The sequence below is a fragment of the Bacillus sp. FSL M7-1345 genome (assembly GCF_038006985.1).
GTDB lineage: Bacteria > Bacillota > Bacilli > Bacillales > Bacillaceae_G > Bacillus_A > Bacillus_A cereus_U.
In genome coordinates this window covers 3,253,347-3,277,815 of sequence record NZ_JBBOWG010000001.1, presented here as the reverse complement: position 1 = coordinate 3,277,815, position 24,469 = coordinate 3,253,347, and the positions used below count along the sequence as shown (strand labels likewise).

Sequence of the window (24,469 nt, the reverse complement as noted above, 5' to 3'; positions counted from 1 at the left end):
ATGGAAAAAGTACAACAAACAATTCGTGCGGCAAGAGGTACTGAGTTACAAACGAAAGGATGGGTTCAAGAAGCTGCACTTCGAATGTTAATGAACAATTTAGATCCTGAAGTAGCTGAAAAACCAGAAGAATTAGTTGTATACGGCGGAATTGGCCGGGCAGCTCGTAACTGGGAAAGCTACCATGCAATTGTTGATTCATTAAAAACGTTAGAAAGCGACGAAACGTTACTTGTTCAATCAGGAAAACCAGTTGCAATTTTTAAATCACATGAAGATGCGCCTCGCGTTCTTTTAGCGAACTCAAACTTAGTACCAAAATGGGCGAACTGGGATCACTTCCGTGAACTAGAGAAAAAAGGTCTTATGATGTACGGACAAATGACAGCAGGTAGCTGGATTTACATTGGAACACAAGGGATTTTACAAGGAACATATGAAACATTTGGTGAAGCGGCACGTCAACATTTCGATGGTTCATTAAAAGGTACTGTAACGATTACTGCTGGTTTAGGTGGCATGGGTGGCGCACAACCTCTTGCTGTAACGATGAACGGCGGTGTTGTAATTGCTATTGATGTAGATAAGCGTAGTATCGACCGTCGTATTGAAAAGAGATATTGTGATCTGTATACAGAGTCTTTAGAAGAAGCGTTAACTATTGCGAACGAGTATAAAGAGAAGAAAGAGCCAATTTCAATTGGACTGTTAGGAAATGCGGCAGAGATTTTACCAGAGCTAGTGAAGCGTAATATTACGCCAGATTTAGTTACGGATCAAACATCTGCTCATGATCCATTAAATGGTTATATTCCAGTAGGTTATACAGTAGAAGAAGCAGAGAAACTTCGTGAAGAAGATCCAGAACGTTACGTACAATTATCAAAAGAAAGTATGAAAAAACATGTAGAAGCAATGCTTGCAATGCAAGAAAAAGGTGCGATTACATTTGATTACGGAAATAACATTCGCCAAGTTGCTTTCGATGAAGGATTAAAAAATGCTTTCGATTTCCCAGGATTCGTTCCAGCATTTATCCGTCCATTATTCTGTGAAGGAAAAGGACCATTCCGCTGGGTAGCACTTTCTGGTGATCCAGAAGATATTTATAAAACAGACGAAGTTATTTTACGCGAGTTCGCGGATAATGAGCATTTATGTAATTGGATTCGTATGGCACGTCAGCAAGTGGAGTTCCAAGGTCTTCCATCACGTATTTGTTGGCTTGGTTATGGTGAGCGTGCAAAATTTGGCCGCATTATTAATGAAATGGTGGCTAATGGTGAATTATCAGCACCGATCGTTATCGGCCGTGACCATTTAGATTGCGGATCAGTAGCATCTCCAAACCGTGAAACAGAATCTATGAAAGACGGTAGTGATGCAGTAGCAGACTGGCCAATTTTAAATGCATTAATTAACAGTGTAAACGGTGCAAGCTGGGTATCTGTTCACCACGGTGGTGGCGTTGGTATGGGTTATTCACTTCATGCTGGAATGGTTATCGTTGCAGATGGAACAGAAGCAGCGGCAAAACGTATTGAACGCGTATTAACTTCTGACCCTGGTATGGGTGTTGTTCGTCACGTTGATGCTGGCTATGACTTAGCGATTCAAACTGCGAAAGAAAAAGGCGTTAACATTCCAATGATGAAATAAGGAGGAAGAAACATGCTGGACACTTTACTAATAAATATCGGTCAATTACTAACAATGGATCAAGAAGATGGCTTGTTAAGACAGGAAGCGATGAACACGCTTCCTGTTATTGAAAACGGTGCTGTTGGAATCGAAAACGGCGTAATTACTTTCGTTGGAACAGCGGAAGAAGCTAAAGGATTACAAGCGAAAGAGGTTATTGATTGCGGTGGGAAAATGGTTTCTCCTGGTCTTGTAGATCCGCATACTCATCTTGTATTTGGTGGATCTCGTGAAAATGAAATCGCGCTAAAATTACAAGGAGTTCCGTACCTAGAAATTTTAGAACAAGGCGGAGGTATTCTTTCAACTGTAAATGCAACGAAACAAGCATCGAAAGAAGAACTTGTTCAAAAAGCGAAATTTCATTTAGACCGTATGCTATCTTTCGGTGTAACAACCGTAGAAGCGAAGAGTGGTTACGGATTAGATGATGAGACGGAATGGAAACAATTAGAGGTAACTGCACAATTACAAAAAGAGCATTCAATTGATTTAGTTTCAACATTTTTAGGTGCTCATGCAGTTCCGAAAGAGTATAAAGGAAGATCGAAAGAATTTTTACAATGGATGCTAGATCTATTACCAGAGATGAAAGAGAAGCAATTAGCTGAGTTCGTTGATATTTTCTGTGAAACAGGTGTGTTCTCTGTAGAAGAATCAAAAGAATTTTTATTAAAAGCGAAAGAGCTGGGCTTTGATGTGAAAATTCATGCAGATGAAATCGACCCTCTTGGTGGTGCGGAAGCAGCGGCTGAAATCGGTGCAGCGTCAGCGGACCATTTAGTTGGCGCTTCTGATAAAGGAATTGAAATGCTTGCGAATTCTAATACAGTAGCAACTTTATTACCAGGAACAACTTTCTATTTAAATAAAGAAAGTTTCGCACGCGGTCGCAAAATGATCGATGAAGGTGTTGCGGTTGCTTTAGCTACAGACTTTAACCCAGGTAGCTGTCCAACTGAAAACATTCAGCTTATTATGAGCATTGCGATGCTGAAACTGAAAATGACACCAGAAGAAGTCTGGAATGCGGTAACAGTTAACTCATCTTATGCCATTAATCGAGGCGATGTAGCTGGGAAAATTAGAGTTGGTCGTAAGGCGGATTTAGTTTTATGGGATGCGTATAATTACGCTTACGTACCGTACCATTACGGCGTAAGTCATGTAAATACAGTATGGAAGAATGGTAATATCGCATATACAAGAGGTGAACAATCGTGGAGCACGGCCACTATTTAAAGAAAAATGCAAAGTTTATCGATCGCGAAGTAACGAAATGGAGCGAAATGATTAAAGATTGGGAGGAAGGAGAGGAAATATTCGGTGCTGCCTTAATTGGAGCACCCCTTTCTAAACCATCTATTAGTCATTCAGGAGCATGTTTTGCACCAAAAACAATTCGTTCAATGTTAGATGCATATAGCACGTACGCAATTACAGAAGAACATGATATGAAAGAAAGTGTTCTTCATGATTGCGGTGATATTACGATGCATGTGACAGATATAAAAGAGAGTCATAACCGAATTGCGAAAACAGTTGGTCACTTGACGAAAGTAAATCCGAAAATGATACCAATCGTTCTTGGTGGTGACCACTCGATTAGTTTTCCGAGTATAACGGGGTTTGCAAATAGTAAAGGAAAGGTCGGTATTATTCAATTTGATGCCCATCATGATTTACGTAATTTAGATGATGGTGGTCCATCAAATGGTACACCGTTCCGTAGTTTACTAGAAAATGATGTAATTACAGGAAAACAACTCGTTCAAATTGGGATTCGTAATTTTTCAAATGCACGAGCGTACCATGAATATGCAAAAGAGCATGGCGTGACAGTGTATACAATGAAAGATGTAAGAGAGCGAGAAATAAAAGATCTTATTTCAGAAAGTATTGAAGTATTAAGAAAACAAGGTGTGACTTCTATTTATATTTCTCTTGATATGGACGTATTAGACCAAGCGTTTGCGCCAGGCTGTCCAGCAATCGGTCCTGGTGGAATGGATAGTACAACTTTACTTGATGCAATTGAATTCCTTGGTAAAGAGCCACTCGTTCAAGGGATGGATATAGTAGAAATTGATCCAACTCTTGATTTTAGAGATATGACGAGTAGAGTAGCTGCGCAAGTGATTATGAGTTTTCTTTTAGCGCGAGAAACAGTTCGTAAGCAGGTTAGTATATAGACGTAAAATTAAAAGTGAATGTTTTCCTATACCTTATAAAAAACACATTACTACTCATATGTAGTAATGTGTTTTTATGTTAAATGAGAATGTGAAATTAGAATAGATATGTGTGTGGAAAATGTAACAAAATGCGGGTTTTTTAGTGTTTCTGTACAGCTTGAATTTTTATGTGTAAATAAATTGACATAGAAAATAATTTTGTGATATTATAAAAATTTTGCTAAAAAAATAAATGTGTGTTAAGATTGAGAAGGTTACCATATATGGAGGTGGATTATTTGTTTCAAATTGGCGATAACATCGTTTATCCAATGCACGGAGCAGGTATAATTAAAGCCATAGAAGAAAAGGAAATCTCAGGAGAAAAAAGACAGTATTATGTTATAAAAATGTCGGCTAGTAATATGGAAGTAATGATTCCTATGGGGAAAATATTGAATTCAAATATACGACCAGTTACAGATATAAAGGCATTAACAAACATAATAGATATTTTTCAGCATGGGGAATCAGATAGATTACTTACGTGGAAACAAAGGTATAAATTGAACACTGATAAAATAAAAACGGGTAAAATACAAGAAGGTGCTGAAGTTGTACGTGATTTATTACGTATGCAGAAAGAAAAAGCACTTAATGCAAGCGAAAAGAAAATGTTAGATAACGCACATGAATTTTTGATTAGTGAGCTGGGATTAATTGAAGGTATCACAGAAAATCAAATAAAAAGCTTTTGTTAAGATTCATTGTAGATAATGTATTACATCCCAAAAAAGATCTTGAATTTTTTGGGAATATAATTATAGAAAATCAATCATTTCAAAGACATTCAACTCTTTCAAACCACTTTTAGAGCATTAACCTCTTTTGTTATTACTACAATTTAATCCATTTTTATTTTTTAATTTCTTTTACGAATGTTCGAAGTTTAATTAAATAACTCGATAAAATAGTTACTTGATTTTTGCAATCCTGATTCACACTGGCACGGACGAGGAGCCGTAAGGATGAAAGAGAGGTAGGGCTTTCATTGTTTTAGGTATATAAGTTATTATTTTTAGAAGAATACTGAACCACTCCCACTTCTATTGTTAAGAGATTTTCCATATGTGAGGAGATAATAATTGTTTATTTTCTTTATTTAAAAGAGATAAACGAATTGTTAGCCTTATATGGTCAACTAAAAAAGGTTTCCTACTTAGGAAACCTTTTTAATTTTTGTTTTTATTATTCTATTTGTTTAATATTCGAATATTTAATGTTAAAGACGTATAAATTGACGTTACTATTTAAAAGTAAGTATGATGCGATTATAGTAATTTTTTTATAAGGGGGAAGAAAAATGACAAGTTCAAACAATAAAGCAGCAAATATTTATGCAGGAACAAATATAAATAATTGGGGATCTTTTGAAAACATTGATGAAACAAAGGTGTTTGATCCGATTCAAATTGGATCTTGGTCTCTTCGTAATCGCATAGCGATGGCACCGATGACGAGATGTTTTGCAAATAATGAGACTGGGGTAGTTGGTACTGATGTAGTAGAGTATTACCAAAAACGTGCTGCGGATGGGATTGGATTAATTATTACAGAAGGAATTGTCATTAGCCCGAGAGCAAAAGGGAATCCAGGAGTGCCAGGTATTTATACACAAGCGCAAATTGATTCTTGGAAACCTGTTACAGAGGCAGTACATAAAGAAGGCGGAACGATTATTGCTCAAATATGGCATGTTGGACGTATGAGTCATCACGAAATAATTGGTGGTCAAATGCCGCAAGCACCGTCTGCTATTGCTGCGGAGGGTAATGTTCCGCGTTTTCGTAAACCGTTTGATATACCAGAAGCAATGACAATAGAAGAAATAAAAGAAGTTATCGGTCAATATGCACAAGCTGCAAAAAACGCAATCGAAGCTGGGTTTGATGGAGTAGAAATTCACGGTGCACATGGATATTTAATTGATCAATTTACTTATGAATTTGCAAATAAGCGCACAGATAAATATGGCGGGGACTTAAAGCAAAGGTTAACATTTATGAAAGAAGTAACGGAGGCTGTAATTGAAGCAGTTGGAGCTAATAAAACGCTGCTTCGCTTCTCTGCCTTTAAAGGTGATAACCCTGCCTATATGTGGGGAAACCCAGAATTTGCGATTGAAACTTTTGTAAATATGTTCAAAGAAGTTGGATTAACGATGATTCACCCTTCAACGATGAATTATACGCAAGTTATTGCTGACGGAAAGAATTTTCATCAATTAGTAAGAAAATACTGGGATGGTACTATTGTTGGGGTGGGTAATTTGAATCCGAAAGAGGCAGAAGAAGCATTGCAAGAAGGAACAATTGATGTAGCGGCGTTCGGAAGACCATTAATCGCTAACCCAGATTTTGTTCATCGAATTAAAAATGCTGAAAGTTTAGTTGAATATGACGCGAAAGAGCATCTTGCTACGTTAGTGTGAATAAGGATAAAAAGAGAACACATCGAGTGTTCTCTTTTTATTATGGAATTTCATATATAGGGGGAAGCGGAATGAGTGAAGCGCTACTCGTTATTATTAGTATATTGCTCTTTTTGATGCTACTTTTAATTGTCTTTTTTATCATTACATTTTTTATTAAAAAACGGACGCATCATTCTATATTAAAACTGCATCCATACTTAGGTAGAATGCGCTATTTACTCGAAAAAATAGGCCCAGAATTTAGGCAATATTGGTTTGATCATGATACTGACGGAAAGCCTTTTTCGCGCTACGATTTTCAAAGTGTTATGTTTCTAGCAAAATACCGTTCTGAAATACTTGGTTTTGGATCAAAACGGGATTTTGAGGAATCTGGCTATTATATTGCTAATACATTATTCCCCACATTAACAGATGAATTAAGTGTGAATCTCACGCAAGAACGTGAGGGGAAAAAGTATATGATTCATAAAGAAGGGTTATTTTCAAGAAGAGAAAAATTGACAGCGGATACAACAAACCTTTGGTTGTATGAAGAAGATGATGCAATTATAGTCGGCGAAAATCGTAAATATCCATGGAAACTGTATGGGATGTTTGGAGCGTCAGCTACATCTTACGGTGCGATTGGAGAAAATTATATTTTATCAGCTGGGTTTGGTGCAAAAATGGCAGGTGGTTCGTGGATTAATACTGGGGAAGGGGGCGTAATTCCAGAACATTTACATACGGGTGCGAATATCGTTGCGCAAATTGGTCCTGGATTATTCGGATACCGTGACGAGGACGGGAATTTTTCGATGAAGGAATTTATGGAGAAGGCGAAAGAAAATAATATTAAAGCGTTTGAATTGAAATTTGGGCAAGGAGCAAAAATACGTGGTGGTCATTTAGAAGGACAGAAGGTAAATGAGAAAATCGCTTCCGTTCGGAAAGTACGAGAAGGTGAAACGATTAATTCGCCAAATCGATTTTCATTTATTAATAGTGCGGCAGAGGCTTTATATTTTATTCAAGATTTGCAAGAAAATGGTGGTAAACCAGTGGGCATGAAAATTGTAATTGGTCAACAGAAGCCTTTGGAAGATTTATTAAAAACAATGAAAGAATTAAACATCTATCCAGATTTTATTACAATCGACGGTTCAGAAGGTGGATCAGGTGCAACGTATAAATCGATGGCAGATAGTATGGGGTTACCGCTTATACCGGCATTACTTACATTTATTGATACGGCGAATCATTACGGTGTTCGGGATAAATTAAAGGTGTTTGCCTCAGGGAAATTAATCACACCAGATAAAGTAGCGATTGCTTTAGCTATCGGTGCAGATGCCGTAAATTCAGCACGCGGCTTTATGATGGCAAGTGGCTGTATTATGGCGCTTCAATGTAATTCAGGGCAATGCCCATCGGGTGTTGCAACTACGAATCCACACTACCAAAAAGCGTTAGATCCATATGAGAAGAAATGGCGAGTAATGAACTACATTATTAGCATGAGATATAGTTTGTTTTCATTAGCGGCAGCGGCGGGGGTAAAGAGCCCGCGCCATTTAACGAGAGAGCATATTGTGTTTAAAGATGAGATGGGGAGAGTAGTTCCACTTTCGGAATTGTTTCCTTCCGTAATTGGTAAGTAAATATGTAGCTGAACAAAAAATATGAGTACAAAGTCATACATTTGTATGGCTTTTTTGGTTATGGGAAAAGTAGAAGTTTATTACATGAATGTTCCCGCTTGTCTGTTGCTCTTTTTCAAACAAATTATTTGATGGAGATGAGTTATCAGAATATTGTTTTTGATGAAAAAATGAAACGATATACGCATTGACAATAAAAACTAATTAGACTATAATAAATCTCGAATTCAAGGTATTTTTGAAGGATAGTCAAAAACATAAAATCAATATTTTAAATATAATCATAAGAACTGTAGTTTTTTTTGCGGATTATCTCGAATTCAAGATATTTTCTGAGAGAGATGAAATGTGTTAGTTTTTTTGAGAGGCATCTCAAAATTGAGATAAAATAGCATTGCGGATTGAACTTTATCATATGGACAAAATGAATAATGAATTTTAGCAAATAAACGTTTTTTGTAATGAAATAAAAAAGGGCGTGGAGAAGACGATGGGTGAGGAATTAAAATTACCAGAGCGATATAATCAGCATAGAAAACAGATTGAACAAGGGTTATTACCAATTTAAGTAAGAGAATTATACTAATTATACAAGGAATTGAAAGGGGAGAAAAATGATGAAACATGTTTTTCAAAAAGGAAAAGATGAGTCAAAACCAACACTATTATTGCTTCATGGTACGGGAGGAAATGAATTAGATTTATTACCGCTTGCAGAAAGAATTGATAGGGAAGCTTCTGTCTTAAGTGTTCGTGGAAATGTATTAGAAAATGGGATGCCTCGTTTCTTCCGCCGATTAGCAGAAGGTATTTTTGATGAAGAGGATCTTGTTTTCCGTACGAAGGAATTAAATGAATTTTTAAATGAAGCAGCAAAAACATATGAATTTGATAGAGATAATATCGTAGCTGTTGGGTATTCAAATGGAGCAAATATTGCAGCGAGTTTATTATTCCATTATGAAAATGCATTAAAAGGTGCCATTCTTCATCATCCAATGGTCCCAAGAAGAGGGATAGAACTTCCTAATTTAGGAGAGAAAGCAGTGTTTATTGCTGCTGGAACAAATGATCCAATTTGTTCACCTTCTGAGTCAGAGGAATTGAAGATGCTATTAGAAAATGTAGATGCTAATGTAACAATGCATTGGGAAAATAGAGGACATCAATTAACGATGAATGAAGTAGAGAAGGCAACAGAATGGTATGAAAAAATATTTTTACATGCATAAATAGTAGACTAAATCGAGTGTAAAATCATAAAGATTTTATACTCGATTTTTTTGTTGCAATTTAAGGGGTTAAAAGAGAATAGGAAAGTTATGTTAAAATATAAAGGAAATGTAGAATAATGGAGGGGAACTATTAGATGTCAAACTACGAAAATGAAGAAATGCTAACGGGAGGGAATGTCTCAAACGTATATCGTTCGGAAGATACTGTTCGACGAGAATTAAAGCAAGGCAGTACCAAAATTCATAAGCTATTAAATCATTTGGAAAACAAAGGTTTTAGTTATGCACCAAAGTTTTTAGGTATTGATGATAAAGATAGAGAGACATTATCATTTATTGAAGGAGAAGCTGGTAATTACCCTTTAAAAGAGTACATGTGGTCTAATGATGTTTTAAAAGAAATAGCGAAGATGCTCCGTCTTTATCATGATGCTGTGAGTGATTTCCCGTTATCAGATGATTGGAAACCGATGGATAATACTCCAAATAAAATAGAGGTTGTATGCCACAATGATTTTGCAATATACAACATTATTTTTAATAACGAAAAACCAGTAGGTATTATTGATTTTGATGTTGCTGGTCCTGGACCAAGACTTTGGGACATAGCCTATACTCTTTACACTTGTGTCCCATTAAGTAGAGTTTATTATAAGGAAACAGGTGCGGCGGTTTATTATAATTCATTACAGCATGCAGACCGCATAAAGCAAAGAGTTAAATTGTTTTTTGAGTCCTATAAAAGTGATGGCATCGCCGAGGATTATTTGGAGATGGTACTTCTACGATTAGAAGGATTATGTAAATACATGAAAAGAAAAGCACTAGAAGGCGATATGAACTTCCAAAAGATGATAGATGAAGGGCATCTTGAACATTATGAAAATGATATTCAGTTTATTCGTAAACATGGAAAAGAGTGGATTTAATAAAATAAATCGTATACAAAAATAAAGCTCAGAGTCATATAGGGACTTTGAGCTTTTTAGCGTATTAGTGTAGATGTTTTCCACAATAACTGAACTACTTATAACAGATATCTTTTACTATATTCATGTACCATAGTTAAGAGTTTGTTACAGGCTGAGCTGTAGCAACTGGTAATTGGATATCGACAGTTGTTCCTATGTTTAATTCACTTGAAATGAATAATTTCCCGTGATGCTCTTGAATGATTTTATAGCACATCATTAAGCCAAGGCCAGTTCCTTTTTCTTTCAAGCTATAAAAAGGTTCGCCAAGACGAGCCATACGCTCTTCAGGAATCCCACAACCTTCATCGATAATGCGTATTGAAACAAAATCATTTTCTAACGAAGTTGTTTGAATGAATATGTTACCACCATCAGGCATAGCCTCAATCGCATTTTTTACTATGTTAATAAAAACTTGTTTTAATTGATTACTGTCACATTGAATGTCAGAAATATAATCGAAATGGTCCATGATGATATGAACGCTATGCATAATTGCTGTTGGTAAAATAAAAGTTACAACTTCTTCAATTAATGTTTGTACGTTGCATGTATGAATAGATAACACTTGTGGTTTAGACATCGCCATAAATTGGCTTGTTATAGATTCCATTTGTGAAATCTCACTCAACATAACGTCCACATACCATTTATTTTCCTCATTTATTTCTGGATGTAATAATGTTAAAAATCCTTTTAATGAAGTGAGCGGGTTTCTAATTTCATGGGCAATTCCAGCTGTCAGTTGTCCTACTACTGCAAGCTTTTCGGATTTTCGTAATAACTTTTCAGTTTCTTTTAGTTCGGTAACGTCCCTTCCCATCACTATAAGACCTTTGCGTGAGCCATCAGGATGGAAGAGTGGGACCTTTGAAATACTTAAAACTAGGTCGAAATCATCTCTATGTATAATAAATTCCTCTCCGTGAAGAATTTGTCCCTTTTGCCATGTTAGTTCATCGACTTCTTCACAATGCAAAAAAGATTCGCGGTACGCTTCGTTATATTGAATGAGTTCATTATCTCTTTTTCCATGATAAGGTACGTTATGGAAATTGAAACAAGAAAGCGCATAGTCATTTGCTTCAAGCCAGCGTCCTTCATGATCCTTAAAAATAACAAATGCAGGCATTGAATTCATTAATGTGCGTAATCGTTTCTCACTCTCTTGTAATACTTTCTCAATTCTTTCTGATTTTTCAAGGGGTTTCATAATGGCGTATACACCTGTTAAACGATTTTTAACAAAAATAGGAACTAGTTTTGTTACGACATCTAGTAAATATCCGTCTTTATGATAAATAGAGACGATATACTCTTTTTGATTGTCAGCTGCAGTATTTTTTATGTATTGTAGCACTTGATCAGAAATATGTGCTTCTAAAATAGAAGTGATTGTTTTTCGCTCTAATTCGTTAGAAGTATAACCTAATATTCTTTCAGCAGAGGGATTAATATGTAAAATAACTCCTTCTAAATTCAATGAAATAATACTATCAGGGTTATGTTCGAAAAGAGATGCGTACATTTCTGCTAAAGAACGATTTTGTATATGGTTTCGCAGGCGTCCAGATACGTTCGGATGACGCTTTTTTTGAGTAGATGAATATTTTTTACGACTCATAATATTTCCTCCGTACAATTAGCATCTAAAAAAGATGGATCTATTAATAACTATAATATAGGTGTGACGTTTATTTCTATAAAAAATGGAAATTACAGAATAAATTTTCTTTTTTTATTATTAGTGGAAGGTATAAAAGGTAGTAATAAGAGAATCTTATATTGCTTAATTAATTTTCTGTAAGTTACATGAATGTGTTTTCGTTATACGATTAGAATAGAAGAGGGGGAAGTAATATGAAAAATTATATTCAAGGAATTAATCATGTACAAGTAGCTGCGCCCGTAGGATGTGAAGAAGAAGCGCGAGAATTTTATGGTAATAAAATTGGAATGGAGGAAATTCCAAAGCCGGAGGAATTAAAGAAGCGTGGTGGGTGTTGGTTTAAGTGTGGAAATCAAGAGATTCATATCGGAGTTGAGCAAAACTTTAATCCAGCTAAAAAAGCGCATCCAGCTTTTTATGTTTTGAAAATTGATGAATTTAAACAAGAGTTAATAAAGAAAGGTGTTGAAGTAATAGATGATAATGCACGACCAGACGTGATTCGATTTTACGTATCAGATCCGTTTGGAAATCGAATTGAATTTATGCAAAATAAAAACTAGGTTAAGGTCCACCTAGTTTTTTATGCTTTTCTAAACAATCCTAACACTTCAACAGTTTCTGTAATATTAACGAATGCATGAGGATCAATTTCGGAAATCGTTAGTTTCATACTTGCTAATTCTTCACGAGAAACGACTGTCATAAGTACACGTTTTTTTTCGTTTGAATAAGCACCTTCACCATCAAGTAACGTAATTCCGCGTACTACAGTTGAAAGAAGCTTTTTTTTCATTTCTTCCGCTTGATTTGTTACAATCATAAGTGTAACTTTACGATGTTTTGTATGAACGGCATCAATTACTTTACCAGTTACATAAATTGAAAGTAAGCTTGTAAGGGCAACATCCCAAGTGAAGAAAAATCCCGCAATGACAACAACAACAGTATTTAATGCAATAAGGAATCCACCAAGTTTAATATCTCGCTTGCGAGATAACAACATACCGATAATATCAAATCCACCAGTTGAACCATGGCAGTTAAAGACAAGACCAATACCAGCTCCGGCGATGACACCGCCAAATACAGATGATAAAAGTGGATCTGTTGCTACGACTTTTACAGGAATATAATATAGTGCAACAGATAATACAATTACAGAGACAACTGTGTTAAAAATTACTTTTTTTCCAAGACCTATGTATCCTAAAATAAGGATAGGTAAGTTCAATACAAAGTTAATAATGCCTGTGTTCACAGGGGTTGCAATTCCTAAAATAATAGCAATTCCGCCAATTCCACTACTTAAAATTTTATGGGGGATAAGGAAAAGATTAAAGGCAATTGCAATAATAATAGAACCAAAAATAACACCAAGAAATCTGACCATCTTTTTCCCGTCCTTCACTGAAAAATCATATTATTTCAAGATTATATATGAAATTGAAAGTTTTAGGTAAAAACAGTTTATTTCGGAAAATTAGATTAATCTAAACAATTTGAGTATTTGAGTATTTTATGATTTGAAAGGGGATACAGATATGAAGATAACAACATATCAACAGAAAAGTCCTTTAAAACAAGAATGTGAGGATTCATTTTTTTGTAATGAACATAACATGATGTACGGTGTATGTGATGGTGCAACGCCACTTGTCCCATTTTGTGATGAAGAAGGACATAATGGAGCATACATCGCTTCGCATTTATTTGCAAGTCATTTTACTTCGTTACGGGAGATTAATAGTTTACAAGGTGAAGTTGCAAAGGCGAATGAATTATTGCAAAACAAGATGCTAGAGTACAAGGTTGATACGAGAAAAAAAGACCATCTATGGTGTACATGTATTGCAGCAGTTCAAATAGAAGGCGAGAAACTTGAATATGCACAGTTAGGTGATTGTATGATCGTTGCAATACTTCAGGATGGAGCGATGAGAGTATTAACGAAAGATACGGTTCAAGGAATTAGTAAACGTGCAAAAAAGAAGAGAGAAGAGGATCGTAAAAAAGGTTTACCAGTCCCGGAAGAACACGTTTTTCAAGATGTTCGGGAGCAGTTAAAATACAATCGATATCTTGCAAATATGCCAAATGGCTACTCAGTTGCAAATGGGATGAAAGAAGCTATGGATTATTTACAATATGGTGAATTACATGTAGCTGAAGTAAGTGGAATCTTTATTTGTTCGGACGGATTGTTCCATCCAGAGTGGTCGTTAGAACAAATTGTGATATATATAAGAAAGAATAGTATAAAAGAATATGTAGCAATCATTGAAAGGCTAGAAGAAGAAAATAGAATAAGACCAGATGATAAAACAGTTATTATGATCGATTTGTAAGAGGAGAATGTTCATATGGAAATTAAATGTGCAAATTTAACGTTTCAAGATGAGTTAGTTCCTTTAGAAAAGGTAAAAAAGCTGATTATCCATCATACGTCAGAAGATGGATGGGATGTGTATAAAACTCACGAATTTCATCAAAAGGTAAGAGGATGGAGCGGGATTGGTTACAATTATTTTATTGAGGAAGATGGAACTGTAGTCGAAGGGCGAGGTTTACATATTGGGGCACATGCGAAAGATAATAATAGTGATACAATTGGAATATGTATGACGGGAAATTTTGATAAATATGATCCAACTACTGCACAAATGAATTCATTATATTCTGTATGTAAAATGTTTATGAAGCAGTTTGCCATAGAGAAAGGAAATATACTCGGCCATAGGGAGTTAGAAGGGGTTACAAAAACTTGTCCAGGAAATCGTTTTTCTATGGTAGAGTTAAGAAAAGTATTATCTTAAATATAGAGGGGTAACTAATGATGATGAACATAAAAATACCGACTGATAAAAAAGAAGAGCTTGTAGCACAAATTCAGCAATTTTTCGTTGAAGAAGATTTAGATGAGATTGGACGTTTCCAAGCAGAACGTTTAATAGAAGAAATGATAAAGTTAGTAGGGCCATTTGCATACAATCAAGCAATTGGAGATGCAAGAAAGCTTGTAACTGAAAAATTATCTAATATTGAAGAAGATTTATATGTGTTAGAGAAGAATGAGGGTAAATAAAAAAGAGCCAGATGGCTCTTTTTTATTTGTTTTCTTTATGCTCTGTATATTCATGTGTTTTTTCTTTTACATTACCGATTGTGTTTTTAGCAGTCCATATTGATTTTGTATAAGCAATTTTCATATGGGCACGTTCCATATTATTTTGACTGCCGCTACCAAATCGAGCTTGTCCAACTATTAAATTGCAATTGGATTCAACAGCGGTCTCAATTCGTTTTTGAATTAATGCGGTATGACAACCTTTACGTTGAAATTCTGGCAAAGTAGCAGAAGCAGCTAGTGAGGCGACACCGTTATTTATCCCGCATTAACGGGCAGTAAAACTCCCACCTCAAAATTCAGGTGGAGCAAAGAAGTTAGGTGGGAGATAAACTGCCCGTAAACGCCCGATTGGTGAGGGCTAATAATCAGTGGGGGATGAACAAAACCCCCACTGATTATAGTTTCACTTTATATAGAGTACCCCTATACTAGCTGGAGTGTTTTGAACTTCGGCTATGAAAAAATGCCATCCTGGCTGATTGTAAAGAATTTCATTATTTTGACGAACACTATCTTTTGTGAATAAAGGCATACTAAATCCCTGAACATAAATATCTGCAAAATTATGAAACTCATTTTCTTTTAGTTTGCGTACTGAAATGTTAGAAGGGGGAAGTGGAAAATCTTGTTCCGGTATGCTATATAAAGCGGTATGGAAGCTAGATTGGTAAAAGCCTTTTTGAGATAAGTATTGAAATAGTTCAGTTGTGCCTTGAGCCGGTGTAATTTCAAAACGACAAGGGATGTGTAGTGATTGATAATAAGAGATGATTTCATCTATCTCATCTGTACTTGTGAATGCAATACCCTTTACTGTGTTAAAAGCAGGACCAGCAATTACTTTTGATGAAAAGGCAGTGGCACTCCCGAACTTTTTCATTTGTACTTGCATTGGATTTCCAGCTATCGCTTGTAATGCTTTTAATCTAGAAGATAGCATATCTATTTCTGCGTTTTCAATTTCTTGTGCTGTATTGAGTGTCATAATAGTACTCGTCAACTACCCCCACTGAGGTGAAACGTTTCAGTGGGGGCTTGAGTTAGAACCCTAGGTCTTTTCGTCTATCGCTAGACAGTTTGACGCTCTAGAATTCATGCCACCTTACGGTAACACCCCAAGTAAGTTTTTGGTTGGTACTGGCAACGAACTATTGTTTTCCCACTTGCACCACCCTTTCGAAAAAGAGCAATTCTTCCTTGTGGAAGAAGCCACCACTCAGATTAATCCGGCGTGTGCTACAAGCCCCGACAAGTCGAGTACACATGGATGGTTGACACACCTACTAAGCTATGCACGAAGCAACAGCCTTACGTTTTTGCACTTCTAATAGAATCGGCGTTTTCACTTTGAGATTTTCATTCAATTCTACAACTCTTGATTTTTGCAATGTATTCAATGCACCATTAATATCAGCATGGATACATGTTCCTGCTTTACTTTGGTACAGACCACGAGTGATTCGTTTGCCACTAAAGCGATAATGAGTCCCATCATCCTTAGACCAAACAGGAATCCTATCTTTGTCTAGGAAACTAGCTTTTGAAGTATAGCTTTCTTCTTGTTTCAAAAATCGAATGCCTTCTTTTACACATTTATTCTCAATTGCTGAAATCAATTTTTGAAATGGGATTTGAACAAATTTTTGATTATTCTTTTTTCCCATATCAGATTTTTGTTTCCAACCAGCGTTATACCCTACGATAACCGTATCTATGTTGCATGCTTTCACTTTTTTGAACAACAGGCCTACAGTTTGTGAAATGTAACCATTTATTTGTCGTTCTCGTTTATGCCAAAGTGCAGCCATTTGATTCGTTACAACACGTTTCGAAAGTCCGTTTCCCATATTTTCCCGTTGCAGATTACGTATCATTTTGTTGAAGTACTGGTTAATAGATTTTAGTTTTTTTCCATCAATTAAGAATGTATCACCTGTATTTGTTGCACAACTTACTAATCTGTCTACACCTAAATCGCAACTCAAAGCGTTACTAGTAGTCGTGGATTGTTTCTTCATTTGAGAAACGTGCATCTCATATGTATAATGCACCTCAAAGAACCGACCTTTTTGCTTGGGTACAATCTCAATGTAGGAGATTTTTTTATTTCTTAAATTTTTAGGCATACGTATTTTAATGGAACCGAATTTTTTTCTGAATGCAACATTCATCGGAATCATCCAATACCCGTTATCATCCACTTTTGGAACTTGATAGATTTCAATGATTCGTTTGTCAGTTGAACCAGAATAATTCGGAAACTTAGGACGACCCGTGAATGTTTCAGGATTTTTCTTCCACTGTTCCAATGCTTTAAAAAAGCTCTTCACCTCTGTATATAAGGCTCTACGAATGGCTTGAACAGAGTTTGATTGAATGCCCGAGTAGTTCATATCGGCTTGCATGGCAGTGTCCACTTCTTTTACAGTAGCCATTTTATTATGGTTCAAATAACTTTGTTTAATGGTGTACAATCCAACATTTCGCAATGCTTTTGAACTATGCGACATGCGTTGAAGTAAACAAAATTCTTTTGCCGTGAGGCAAGCTCGTCCGATATTCTGTTTCTGAGTGAATCGTTGCATGTTTTCTCTTTTCTTTTGTTTACGTAATACTTTCACTGCTTTCTTTCTAGCCATTGTTTTCACCACCTTTCTCAGAGAGTTCAGCCTATTGACTGACGGCAATTCATCTCCACCTGAATTGTTGGGCTTCACCCGTAGCACAAATCAGATGTAGTCTTCTTGCCGAAAAGGATAAAATTCCTCCGTCAATAAATATATTTCATAGTACATATACGATTTTTGTTCTGAGATTCCTGTTGAAATGTAAGAGAATAAGAAGTTTTTTGAAAGGGAAATGGAAGTGAACTGTCGAAGGGAGTGAAAACAGATTAAAGGTGGTGCTCTCATGAAACAGAAAGACGTGCAGACATGCTCTAATTGTGGTTCTCAAAACATAGGAGAAGGTGAGTTTGTCGGATATGCACAAATACGGAAAAAGGAAACGATGTTTACATCATCTCCAGTAGATGCTTATGTTTGTACGGATTGCGGGAATATCCTTTTATTAAAGGTACGGAATTATGAAAAGTTTAAGCAGAAGCCGTTATGATTATTGAGAAGTGGTAATATAAAACGTCGTATACGAAACATCTTACATTAAGTTAATACAAGTGACATTTTACATATATATGAGTACGCCTTAAAAAAAGAGATAAAAACATATACTGTATGAGATGCTCATCATTCATTACATAAACGGAAAAATATATAGAAGAAAAAGTAGTCATCTTAGAATGGTTCATAACGAAAACTCCTTTAAATGAATAAAGGAGTTTTTTGTTTTTTTTAACAATAATCACCTTTAATCGTTATAATTGGTTATTGAGAGGTGTTATTTTATTAACGTAATAATCATAGAAAAAACAGCTAAATCGTATACAAAACCGCTATATAACATAATCGCAACCGTAAGTTGACAAAGTGCAACCGCAGGAAGATAGAGATGAGAGCAATGTTTACATACAATTTAGTTAAGAAAGCAAAGGGGGATACACATATGGGATTTGGTGAGAAGTTATTTAAATTAAGAAAGGAAAAGGGCCTCTCTCAAGAAGCATTAGCTGAAAATTTAAACACAACAAGGCAAGCAGTTAGTAAATGGGAGAATGGTCAAGGTTTTCCTGAAACTGAAAAACTAATAATGATTGGAAATATATTTGAAGTCTCTCTTGATTACTTATTAAAAGAAACTGCTGAGCAAAGTAATGAAAAGGAAAATGGTTATTATGTAAGTAAGGAAATGGCGGAAGGGTATGTAGTGTATGGGCAAAAAATTTCTAAATATATCGCATTAGGATTTAGCTTGCTTATTTTATCTACAATACCGTATTTATTATTTAAAGAAAATGCAACAATGTCTACATTCCTTGTCATTATCATTGCTGTCCTTGGAATTGGAGCGATGATGGTACCTGTAACGATAGAAGAGAGTCGATACAATGTATTAAAAAAGGAAGAACTACTATTTGATCAAAACTTTCTAAAAGAATTGACAAAAAGATATGCGACTATTAAGAAGAAGTATGCGGCAGTAGTGATCGTTGGATTTTGTTTTATCGCGGCAGGAGCAATACCATTTTTGTTTGAGAAAAAGCATATCACTTCAGGAGAGCTCGTGCAGTATTATCCTTACTGTGTTGTTCTTATTGCTATAGGTTTCTATCTTTTCGTTCGTGTTTTAGGAGTGTTAGAAACGTATAAACTTTTAGTTGAAAATGAAGAGTACAGTAATCGTTTCATTTTTAAGTTAAAAAAGAAAGTAAGAAAAAAGGTAGATAGTTTTTAAATTGGAGAGAACCATGTTTTGTATCGTGTGTATTTAAAACATGGTTCTTATTTAGTAGAATTATTTCCAAAGAAATAATTCAGAAAATACAGAAAAATGTCGTAATTATTTGTGGAAGTCTGTTATAATGAACGAAATGAAAACGCTTTAAAGGGAGGATGTAAACAATATGATGATGAATGTACCTCTAACAATTAGTTCTATGATGGAAAGGGCAGAAAAACTATTCCCAAAGAAAGAAATCATTTCACGGACACATGATACAGTTACGACATTAACGTATAAGCAGCTAGGGGAAAGGACAAGAAGACTTTCCAGTGCGTTAAAAAAGCTTGGAATTAAAGAAGGCGAGCGCATAGGAACGTTAGCGTGGAATCATCATCGACATGTAGAAGCATATTTTGCTATTCCAGGTATTGCTTCCGTATTACACACAATTAATATTCGTTTATCTCCTCAACATATTTCATACATTATTCAACATGCAGAAGATCGTATTTTACTTATTGATGAAGATCTTGTACCACTCATTGAGAATATCCAGTCTGAATTATCGACTGTACAAGCATATATTATTATGACTGATAAAGAGGAGCTCCCAAAAACTACCCTTCAGCCTGTATATCATTATGAGAAACTTTTAGAAGACGGCGACCCAAATTTCCAATTTGTTAAAGATATTGATGAAACTACACCTGCTGGTATGTGTTATACGTCAGCGACTACAGGGAATCCAAAAGGTGTTGTTTATACACATCGTAGTACAGTGTTGCACTGTATGGCACTTGGATTAGCGGATACGACAGCTTTATCGGAAAGTGATGCAGCAATGGCTATTGTGCCAATGTTTCATGTGAACGCTTGGGGACTTCCTTTTGCAGCTACTTGGTTTGGGTCAAAACAAGTTCTTCCGGGACCGATGTTTACTCCGAAAATTTTATTAGAAATGATTCAAACTGAAAAAGTAACGATAGCTGCGGGTGTGCCGACAATTTGGCTCGGTGTTTTACAAGAGTTAGAAAATAATAGTTATGATTTATCTAGTATAACGAGATTACTATGCGGAGGCGCAGCTGCACCGAAAAGCGTTATTAAAGCGTTTGAGCAAAAATATAATGTTCCTTTCGTACATGCATATGGCATGACTGAAACGAGTCCACTCGTAACGCTTGCACGTCTAAAAAGCTATGAAACAGATTTGGCGTATGAAGAACAACTTGAGATAAGATCGAAGCAAGGATATCTTGTCCCTGGTGTAGAGATGAAAGTAGTCGGTACAAATGGTGAAGTGAAGTGGGATGGTACGGAGATGGGAGAACTATGTTTACGAGCGCCATGGATCGCTGCAAGCTATTATAACGATGAGCGTACGGTGGAAGGGTTCCGTGATGGATGGTTATATACTGGCGATGTCGTTACAGTCGATGAGGAAGGTTGCGTCAAAATTGTTGATCGTACGAAGGATGTTATTAAAAGCGGTGGAGAATGGATTTCCTCCGTTGACCTTGAAAATGCTCTAATGGCACATGACGCTATATTTGAAGCGGCTGTCGTTGCAATTCCACACCCGCAGTGGCAAGAGCGTCCAGTTGCCTGCGTTGTACAAAAGAAAAATAGCACTGTTACAAAAGAGGAACTATATGAATTTTTAAAACCACAGTTTGCGAAGTGGTGGTTACCAGACGATATTGTATTTATGGAGGAAATTCCGAAAACATCTGTTGGGAAGTTTTTAAAACAGGCGCTTAGGAAAGAACTTGAGCATTTGCATAAAGAGAAGTGATTGAATTTACATTTGTAAACTTATGTAGAAATAAGGTTGACAAAGGGTGGATAGAAAGATAATATAACTCCTATAATATGTTATCTAAAATCTAATTTAAGTTTACAAATAGGAGAAGCAAATATGAATACAAAAAACTTAGTTTTCGTCGCTTTATTTAGTTCTATTATGGGAGTGTTAGGGTTAATACCTCCAATTGCTCTTGCTATTACACCAGTTCCGATTACATTACAATCACTTGGTGTTATGCTTGCTGGTGGACTGTTAGGATCACGTCTCGGTGCATTAAGTCAGCTTATTTTCTTACTTATAGTTGGAGTTGGAGCACCATTACTTGCTGGTGGACGCGGGGGTCCAAGTGTATTTGTTGGGCCAAGTGCAGGATATTTACTTGGTTATATCGTTGGAGCGTTTGTCATTGGATATTTAATTGAGCGTTTACGTGAAGTTTCTATTATAAAAGTATTATGCATTAATATAATTGGTGGTATTTTCGTAGTTTATGTATTTGGTATCATTGTCCAAGCTTTCGTAATGGATATTTCCGTATGGGAAACGATGAAAGTAAGTGTCGTATTTTTACCAGGTGATTGCATAAAGGCGACTATAGCAGCGATTCTTGTGACAAGATTACATCGCTCATTGAAACATATTATTACGCCTGCTTTAAAGAATAAAAAAATTACAAATGCAGGATAAGAAAAAGGAGAAACACGTTACTTGCGTGTTTCTCTTTATTATTTTGTAAAGAAAGGACGTCACATATGGGGATTACAAAAGAATACAAAAAGTATGCCTCTTTACAACCGAATAAAATAGCGATTAAAGAAAATGATAGAGTGTTAACATATAAAGATTGGTTCGAGTCAGTTTGTAAAGTAGCAAACTGGTTGAATGAAAAAGAATCGAAGAATAAAACAGTAGCAATTGTATTAGAAAATTGTACTGAGTTTTTACAAATATTTGCGGGTTCCGCAATGGCTGGATGGGTTTGTGTGCCGTTAGATATAAAATGGAAACGAGATGAACTTAAAGAAAGAATATCGATTAGTAAACCGGATATTATTGTGGCGGAGCAGTATAGGCTTAGTGATATATCGTGCGAAGAAGGAAGGGTTATTGAGATTGAAGAATGGAAAGAAATGATTGAGAACTATCCTCCTGCATATAATCCTGTAGAAAATGTACAAAACGCTCCTTTTTATATGGGATTTACATCAGGATCGACTGGGAAAGCAAAAGCATTTTTACGTGCTCAACAGTCATGGGTACATAGTTTTGATTGTAATGTACATGACTTTCATATGAAAAATACAGATTCTATTTTAATAGCTGGGACGCTTGTTCATTCTTTATTCTTATATGGGGCAATAAGTGCATTGTTTTTAGGGCAAACGGTACACATAATGAGAAAGTTTGTACCAGTTCAAGTGCTATCTAGTATAAAGGTAGAGAATATTTCTGTAATGTATACAGTTCCTACAATGCTTGAGTCTTTGTATAAAGAAAATAAAGTAATTGAAGGTGAAATGAAAATTATTTCGTCAGGAGCGAAATGGGAAGCTGAAGCGAAAGAAAAGATGAAGAATATGTTTCCTTATGCAAAAAGATATGAATTTTATGGTGCATCGGAGCTAAGCTTTGTAACGGCATTGGTCGATAAAGAGAGTGAAAGAAAGCCGAATTCAGTAGGGAAACCCTGTCATAATGTACAAGTTCGAGTATGTAATGAAGTAGGAGAAGAAGTACAGGTAGGCGAGGTAGGAACTGTTTATGTAAAAAGTGATCAGTTTTTTATGGGCTATGTATCGGATGGAGCTATAATCCCGCAATTGTCCAAGGATGGTTGGATGACAGTGCAGGATGTGGGTTACCAAGATGAAGAAGGCTTTATATATATTGTTGGTAGAGAGAAGAACATGATTTTATTTGGAGGAATCAATATTTACCCAGAAGAGATAGAAAGTTTGTTATATACGCATCCAGCTGTTGAAGAAATTGTTGTAGTTGGTGTGAAAGATAATTATTGGGGTGAAAAGCCTGTCGCTATCGTAAAAGGAAGTGCTACGAAGCAACAATTAAAGAGTTTTTGCTTACAACGATTATCCTCTTTTAAAATACCGAAAGAATGGCATTTTGTTGATGAAATACCTTATACAAATAGCGGGAAGATTGCTCGTGTTGCAGCAAAAAATATGATTGAAAACCAGGAGAAGATATATGAATAGAGCGGTTATTGTGGAGGCGAAAAGAACACCCATCGGTAAGAAGAATGGGATGTTAAAAGATTATGAAGTTCAGCAATTAGTAGCGCCGCTTCTTACGTTTCTAAGTAAAGGAATTGAGAGAGAAATAGATGATGTCATATTAGGAAATGTCGTTGGACCAGGAGGTAACGTTGCAAGATTATCTGCTTTAGAAGCAGGGCTCGGTTATCATATTCCTGGTGTAACGATTGACCGGCAATGTGGTGCTGGATTGGAGGCAGTACGTACGGCGTGTCATCTCATTCAAGGGGGAGCAGGTAATTGTTATATCGCCGGGGGAGTAGAGAGTACAAGTACGTCACCTTTTCAAAATAGAGCGCGGTTTTCGCCTGAAACAATTGGGGATCCAGATATGGGAGTAGCGGCTGAATATGTCGCGGAGCGTTATAACATAACGAGGGAAATGCAAGACGAGTACGCTTGTCTTAGTTATAACCGGACATTACAAGCGTTAGAAAATGGATATATACAAGATGAAATATTATCACTTAATGGATTATTAGATGAATCTATTAAGCGAGAAATGAATTATGAAAGAATGATTAAGAGAACGAAACCTGTATTTTTACAAAATGGAACGGTAACAGCAGGGAATTCGTGTGGTGTAAACGACGGAGCATGTGCTGTTCTTGTAATGGAAGAGGGGCAAGCTCGGAAATTAGGATATAAGCCTGTTCTTCGTTTCGTTCGTAGTGCTGTAGTTGGAGTGGATCCGAATCTTCCAGGGACTGGTCCGATATTTGCAGTGAATAAATTATTAAGTGAAATGAATTTAAAAGTAGAGGACATTGATTGTTTTGAAATAAATGAAGCATTTGCTTCAAAAATTGTGGCTTGTGCAAAGGAGTTACAAATTCCGTATGAAAAGTTAAATGTAAATGGTGGTGCAATAGCGCTTGGTCATCCGTACGGTGCGTCTGGAGCTATGCTTGTAACGCGCTTGTTTTATCAGGCTAAAAGAGAGCATATGAAATATGGAATTGCGACATTAGGAATTGGTGGGGGAATTGGGCTTGCTCTTTTATTTGAAAAAGTAGAAGACTAGCAAG

Annotated in this window: 21 protein-coding genes and 3 pseudogenes; 19 read left to right on the top strand and 5 right to left on the bottom strand. The window is 36.0% G+C overall.

The features are described from left to right. The 9 genes and pseudogenes from hutU to MHB76_RS17025 all read left to right on the top strand — a co-directional run bounded on the left by hutU (nucleotide 1) and on the right by MHB76_RS17025 (nucleotide 10,176). Entirely contained in the window at nucleotides 1–1,659 is a 1,659-nt protein-coding gene (gene hutU, locus MHB76_RS17065; protein ID WP_016105848.1) for a urocanate hydratase, read from the top strand. A 12-nt stretch (nucleotides 1,660–1,671) separates the two neighbouring features. Beyond that, nucleotides 1,672–2,943: an imidazolonepropionase gene (gene hutI, locus MHB76_RS17060; protein ID WP_002111179.1), complete on the top strand. Its 1,272-nt coding sequence runs from the start codon at nucleotides 1,672–1,674 to the stop codon at nucleotides 2,941–2,943. After that, nucleotides 2,922–3,893, top strand: coding sequence for a formimidoylglutamase (gene hutG, locus MHB76_RS17055; RefSeq protein WP_016105847.1), 972 nt, complete (start codon nucleotides 2,922–2,924; stop codon nucleotides 3,891–3,893). The genes hutI and hutG overlap by 22 nt, the downstream gene beginning before the upstream one ends. A 281-nt stretch (nucleotides 3,894–4,174) precedes the next feature. Beyond that, a complete protein-coding gene (locus MHB76_RS17050) occupies nucleotides 4,175–4,636 on the top strand; it encodes a CarD family transcriptional regulator (RefSeq protein WP_176108044.1) in 462 nt (153 codons plus the stop codon). Nucleotides 4,637–5,238: 602 nt separating this feature from the next. Then, a complete protein-coding gene (locus tag MHB76_RS17045; RefSeq protein ID WP_016105845.1) occupies nucleotides 5,239–6,366 on the top strand; it encodes an alkene reductase in 1,128 nt (375 codons plus the stop codon). 71 nt (nucleotides 6,367–6,437) lie between these two features. After that, on the top strand, nucleotides 6,438–8,012 hold the full coding sequence (locus tag MHB76_RS17040; protein ID WP_078174971.1) for an FMN-binding glutamate synthase family protein: 1,575 nt from the start codon (nucleotides 6,438–6,440) through the stop codon (nucleotides 8,010–8,012). Nucleotides 8,013–8,496: 484 nt separating this feature from the next. After that, a pseudogene (locus MHB76_RS17035) lies at nucleotides 8,497–8,580 on the top strand (VOC family protein); the annotation flags it as partial. Nucleotides 8,581–8,629: 49 nt separating this feature from the next. Continuing rightward, nucleotides 8,630–9,244, top strand: coding sequence for an alpha/beta hydrolase (locus MHB76_RS17030; RefSeq protein ID WP_078174970.1), 615 nt, complete (start codon nucleotides 8,630–8,632; stop codon nucleotides 9,242–9,244). Between the two features lie 137 nt (nucleotides 9,245–9,381). Further along, a complete protein-coding gene (locus MHB76_RS17025) occupies nucleotides 9,382–10,176 on the top strand; it encodes a phosphotransferase (protein WP_078174969.1) in 795 nt (264 codons plus the stop codon). A 136-nt stretch (nucleotides 10,177–10,312) separates the two neighbouring features. Here the strand turns inward: MHB76_RS17025 and MHB76_RS17020 are convergent, their stop codons facing one another. Then, a complete protein-coding gene (locus MHB76_RS17020) occupies nucleotides 10,313–11,845 on the bottom strand; it encodes a BA3702 family sensor histidine kinase (RefSeq protein WP_016105841.1) in 1,533 nt (510 codons plus the stop codon). A 236-nt stretch (nucleotides 11,846–12,081) separates the two neighbouring features. On the opposite strand from MHB76_RS17020, the gene MHB76_RS17015 reads away from it, so the two are divergent. After that, the gene (locus tag MHB76_RS17015; RefSeq protein ID WP_078174968.1) at nucleotides 12,082–12,453 is read left to right on the top strand and encodes a VOC family protein; all 372 of its coding nucleotides are present in this window, start codon (nucleotides 12,082–12,084) and stop codon (nucleotides 12,451–12,453) included. Between the two features lie 20 nt (nucleotides 12,454–12,473). Here the strand turns inward: MHB76_RS17015 and MHB76_RS17010 are convergent, their stop codons facing one another. Next, nucleotides 12,474–13,283 (bottom strand): YitT family protein, encoded by an 810-nt coding sequence (locus MHB76_RS17010; protein ID WP_002146290.1) that lies wholly within the window; start codon nucleotides 13,281–13,283, stop codon nucleotides 12,474–12,476. A 151-nt stretch (nucleotides 13,284–13,434) separates the two neighbouring features. Here MHB76_RS17010 and MHB76_RS17005 point away from each other — a divergent pair, with 151 nt between their 5' ends. The 3 genes from MHB76_RS17005 to MHB76_RS16995 are packed head-to-tail and all read left to right on the top strand — an operon-like array spanning nucleotide 13,435 to nucleotide 14,975. Continuing rightward, a complete protein-coding gene (locus MHB76_RS17005) occupies nucleotides 13,435–14,238 on the top strand; it encodes a protein phosphatase 2C domain-containing protein (RefSeq protein WP_078174967.1) in 804 nt (267 codons plus the stop codon). A gap of 15 nt (nucleotides 14,239–14,253) precedes the next feature. After that, nucleotides 14,254–14,706, top strand: coding sequence for a peptidoglycan recognition protein family protein (locus tag MHB76_RS17000; protein WP_078174966.1), 453 nt, complete (start codon nucleotides 14,254–14,256; stop codon nucleotides 14,704–14,706). 17 nt (nucleotides 14,707–14,723) lie between these two features. Continuing rightward, nucleotides 14,724–14,975 (top strand): DUF2164 domain-containing protein, encoded by a 252-nt coding sequence (locus tag MHB76_RS16995; protein WP_002111161.1) that lies wholly within the window; start codon nucleotides 14,724–14,726, stop codon nucleotides 14,973–14,975. A 22-nt stretch (nucleotides 14,976–14,997) separates the two neighbouring features. On the opposite strand, the pseudogene MHB76_RS16990 reads toward MHB76_RS16995, so the two are convergent. The 3 genes and pseudogenes from MHB76_RS16990 to MHB76_RS16980 form a co-directional block, all read right to left on the bottom strand. Continuing rightward, nucleotides 14,998–15,276: pseudogene (locus tag MHB76_RS16990) on the bottom strand (hypothetical protein); the annotation flags it as partial. Between the two features lie 153 nt (nucleotides 15,277–15,429). Further along, nucleotides 15,430–16,005: pseudogene (locus MHB76_RS16985) on the bottom strand (GNAT family N-acetyltransferase); the annotation flags it as partial. A gap of 298 nt (nucleotides 16,006–16,303) precedes the next feature. Beyond that, nucleotides 16,304–17,659, bottom strand: a complete 1,356-nt coding sequence (locus MHB76_RS16980; RefSeq protein ID WP_340987215.1) for a transposase — start codon at nucleotides 17,657–17,659, stop codon at nucleotides 16,304–16,306. A 271-nt stretch (nucleotides 17,660–17,930) separates the two neighbouring features. Between MHB76_RS16980 and MHB76_RS16975 the strand changes: the two genes are divergently transcribed. The 6 genes from MHB76_RS16975 to MHB76_RS16950 all read left to right on the top strand — a co-directional run bounded on the left by MHB76_RS16975 (nucleotide 17,931) and on the right by MHB76_RS16950 (nucleotide 24,465). Next, entirely contained in the window at nucleotides 17,931–18,134 is a 204-nt protein-coding gene (locus MHB76_RS16975) for a hypothetical protein (RefSeq protein WP_078174182.1), read from the top strand. Between the two features lie 447 nt (nucleotides 18,135–18,581). Then, nucleotides 18,582–19,370, top strand: coding sequence for a helix-turn-helix domain-containing protein (locus tag MHB76_RS16970; protein WP_337360638.1), 789 nt, complete (start codon nucleotides 18,582–18,584; stop codon nucleotides 19,368–19,370). A 169-nt stretch (nucleotides 19,371–19,539) separates the two neighbouring features. After that, the gene (locus MHB76_RS16965) at nucleotides 19,540–21,153 is read left to right on the top strand and encodes a long-chain fatty acid--CoA ligase (RefSeq protein ID WP_078174181.1); all 1,614 of its coding nucleotides are present in this window, start codon (nucleotides 19,540–19,542) and stop codon (nucleotides 21,151–21,153) included. 123 nt (nucleotides 21,154–21,276) lie between these two features. Beyond that, a complete protein-coding gene (locus MHB76_RS16960; RefSeq protein WP_002111152.1) occupies nucleotides 21,277–21,852 on the top strand; it encodes a biotin transporter BioY in 576 nt (191 codons plus the stop codon). Between the two features lie 65 nt (nucleotides 21,853–21,917). Then, nucleotides 21,918–23,381: an acyl-CoA synthetase gene (locus MHB76_RS16955; RefSeq protein WP_078174180.1), complete on the top strand. Its 1,464-nt coding sequence runs from the start codon at nucleotides 21,918–21,920 to the stop codon at nucleotides 23,379–23,381. After that, a complete protein-coding gene (locus MHB76_RS16950) occupies nucleotides 23,374–24,465 on the top strand; it encodes an acetyl-CoA C-acyltransferase (protein ID WP_078174179.1) in 1,092 nt (363 codons plus the stop codon). The genes MHB76_RS16955 and MHB76_RS16950 overlap by 8 nt, the downstream gene beginning before the upstream one ends. The last annotated feature ends 4 nt before the right edge of the window (nucleotides 24,466–24,469 follow it).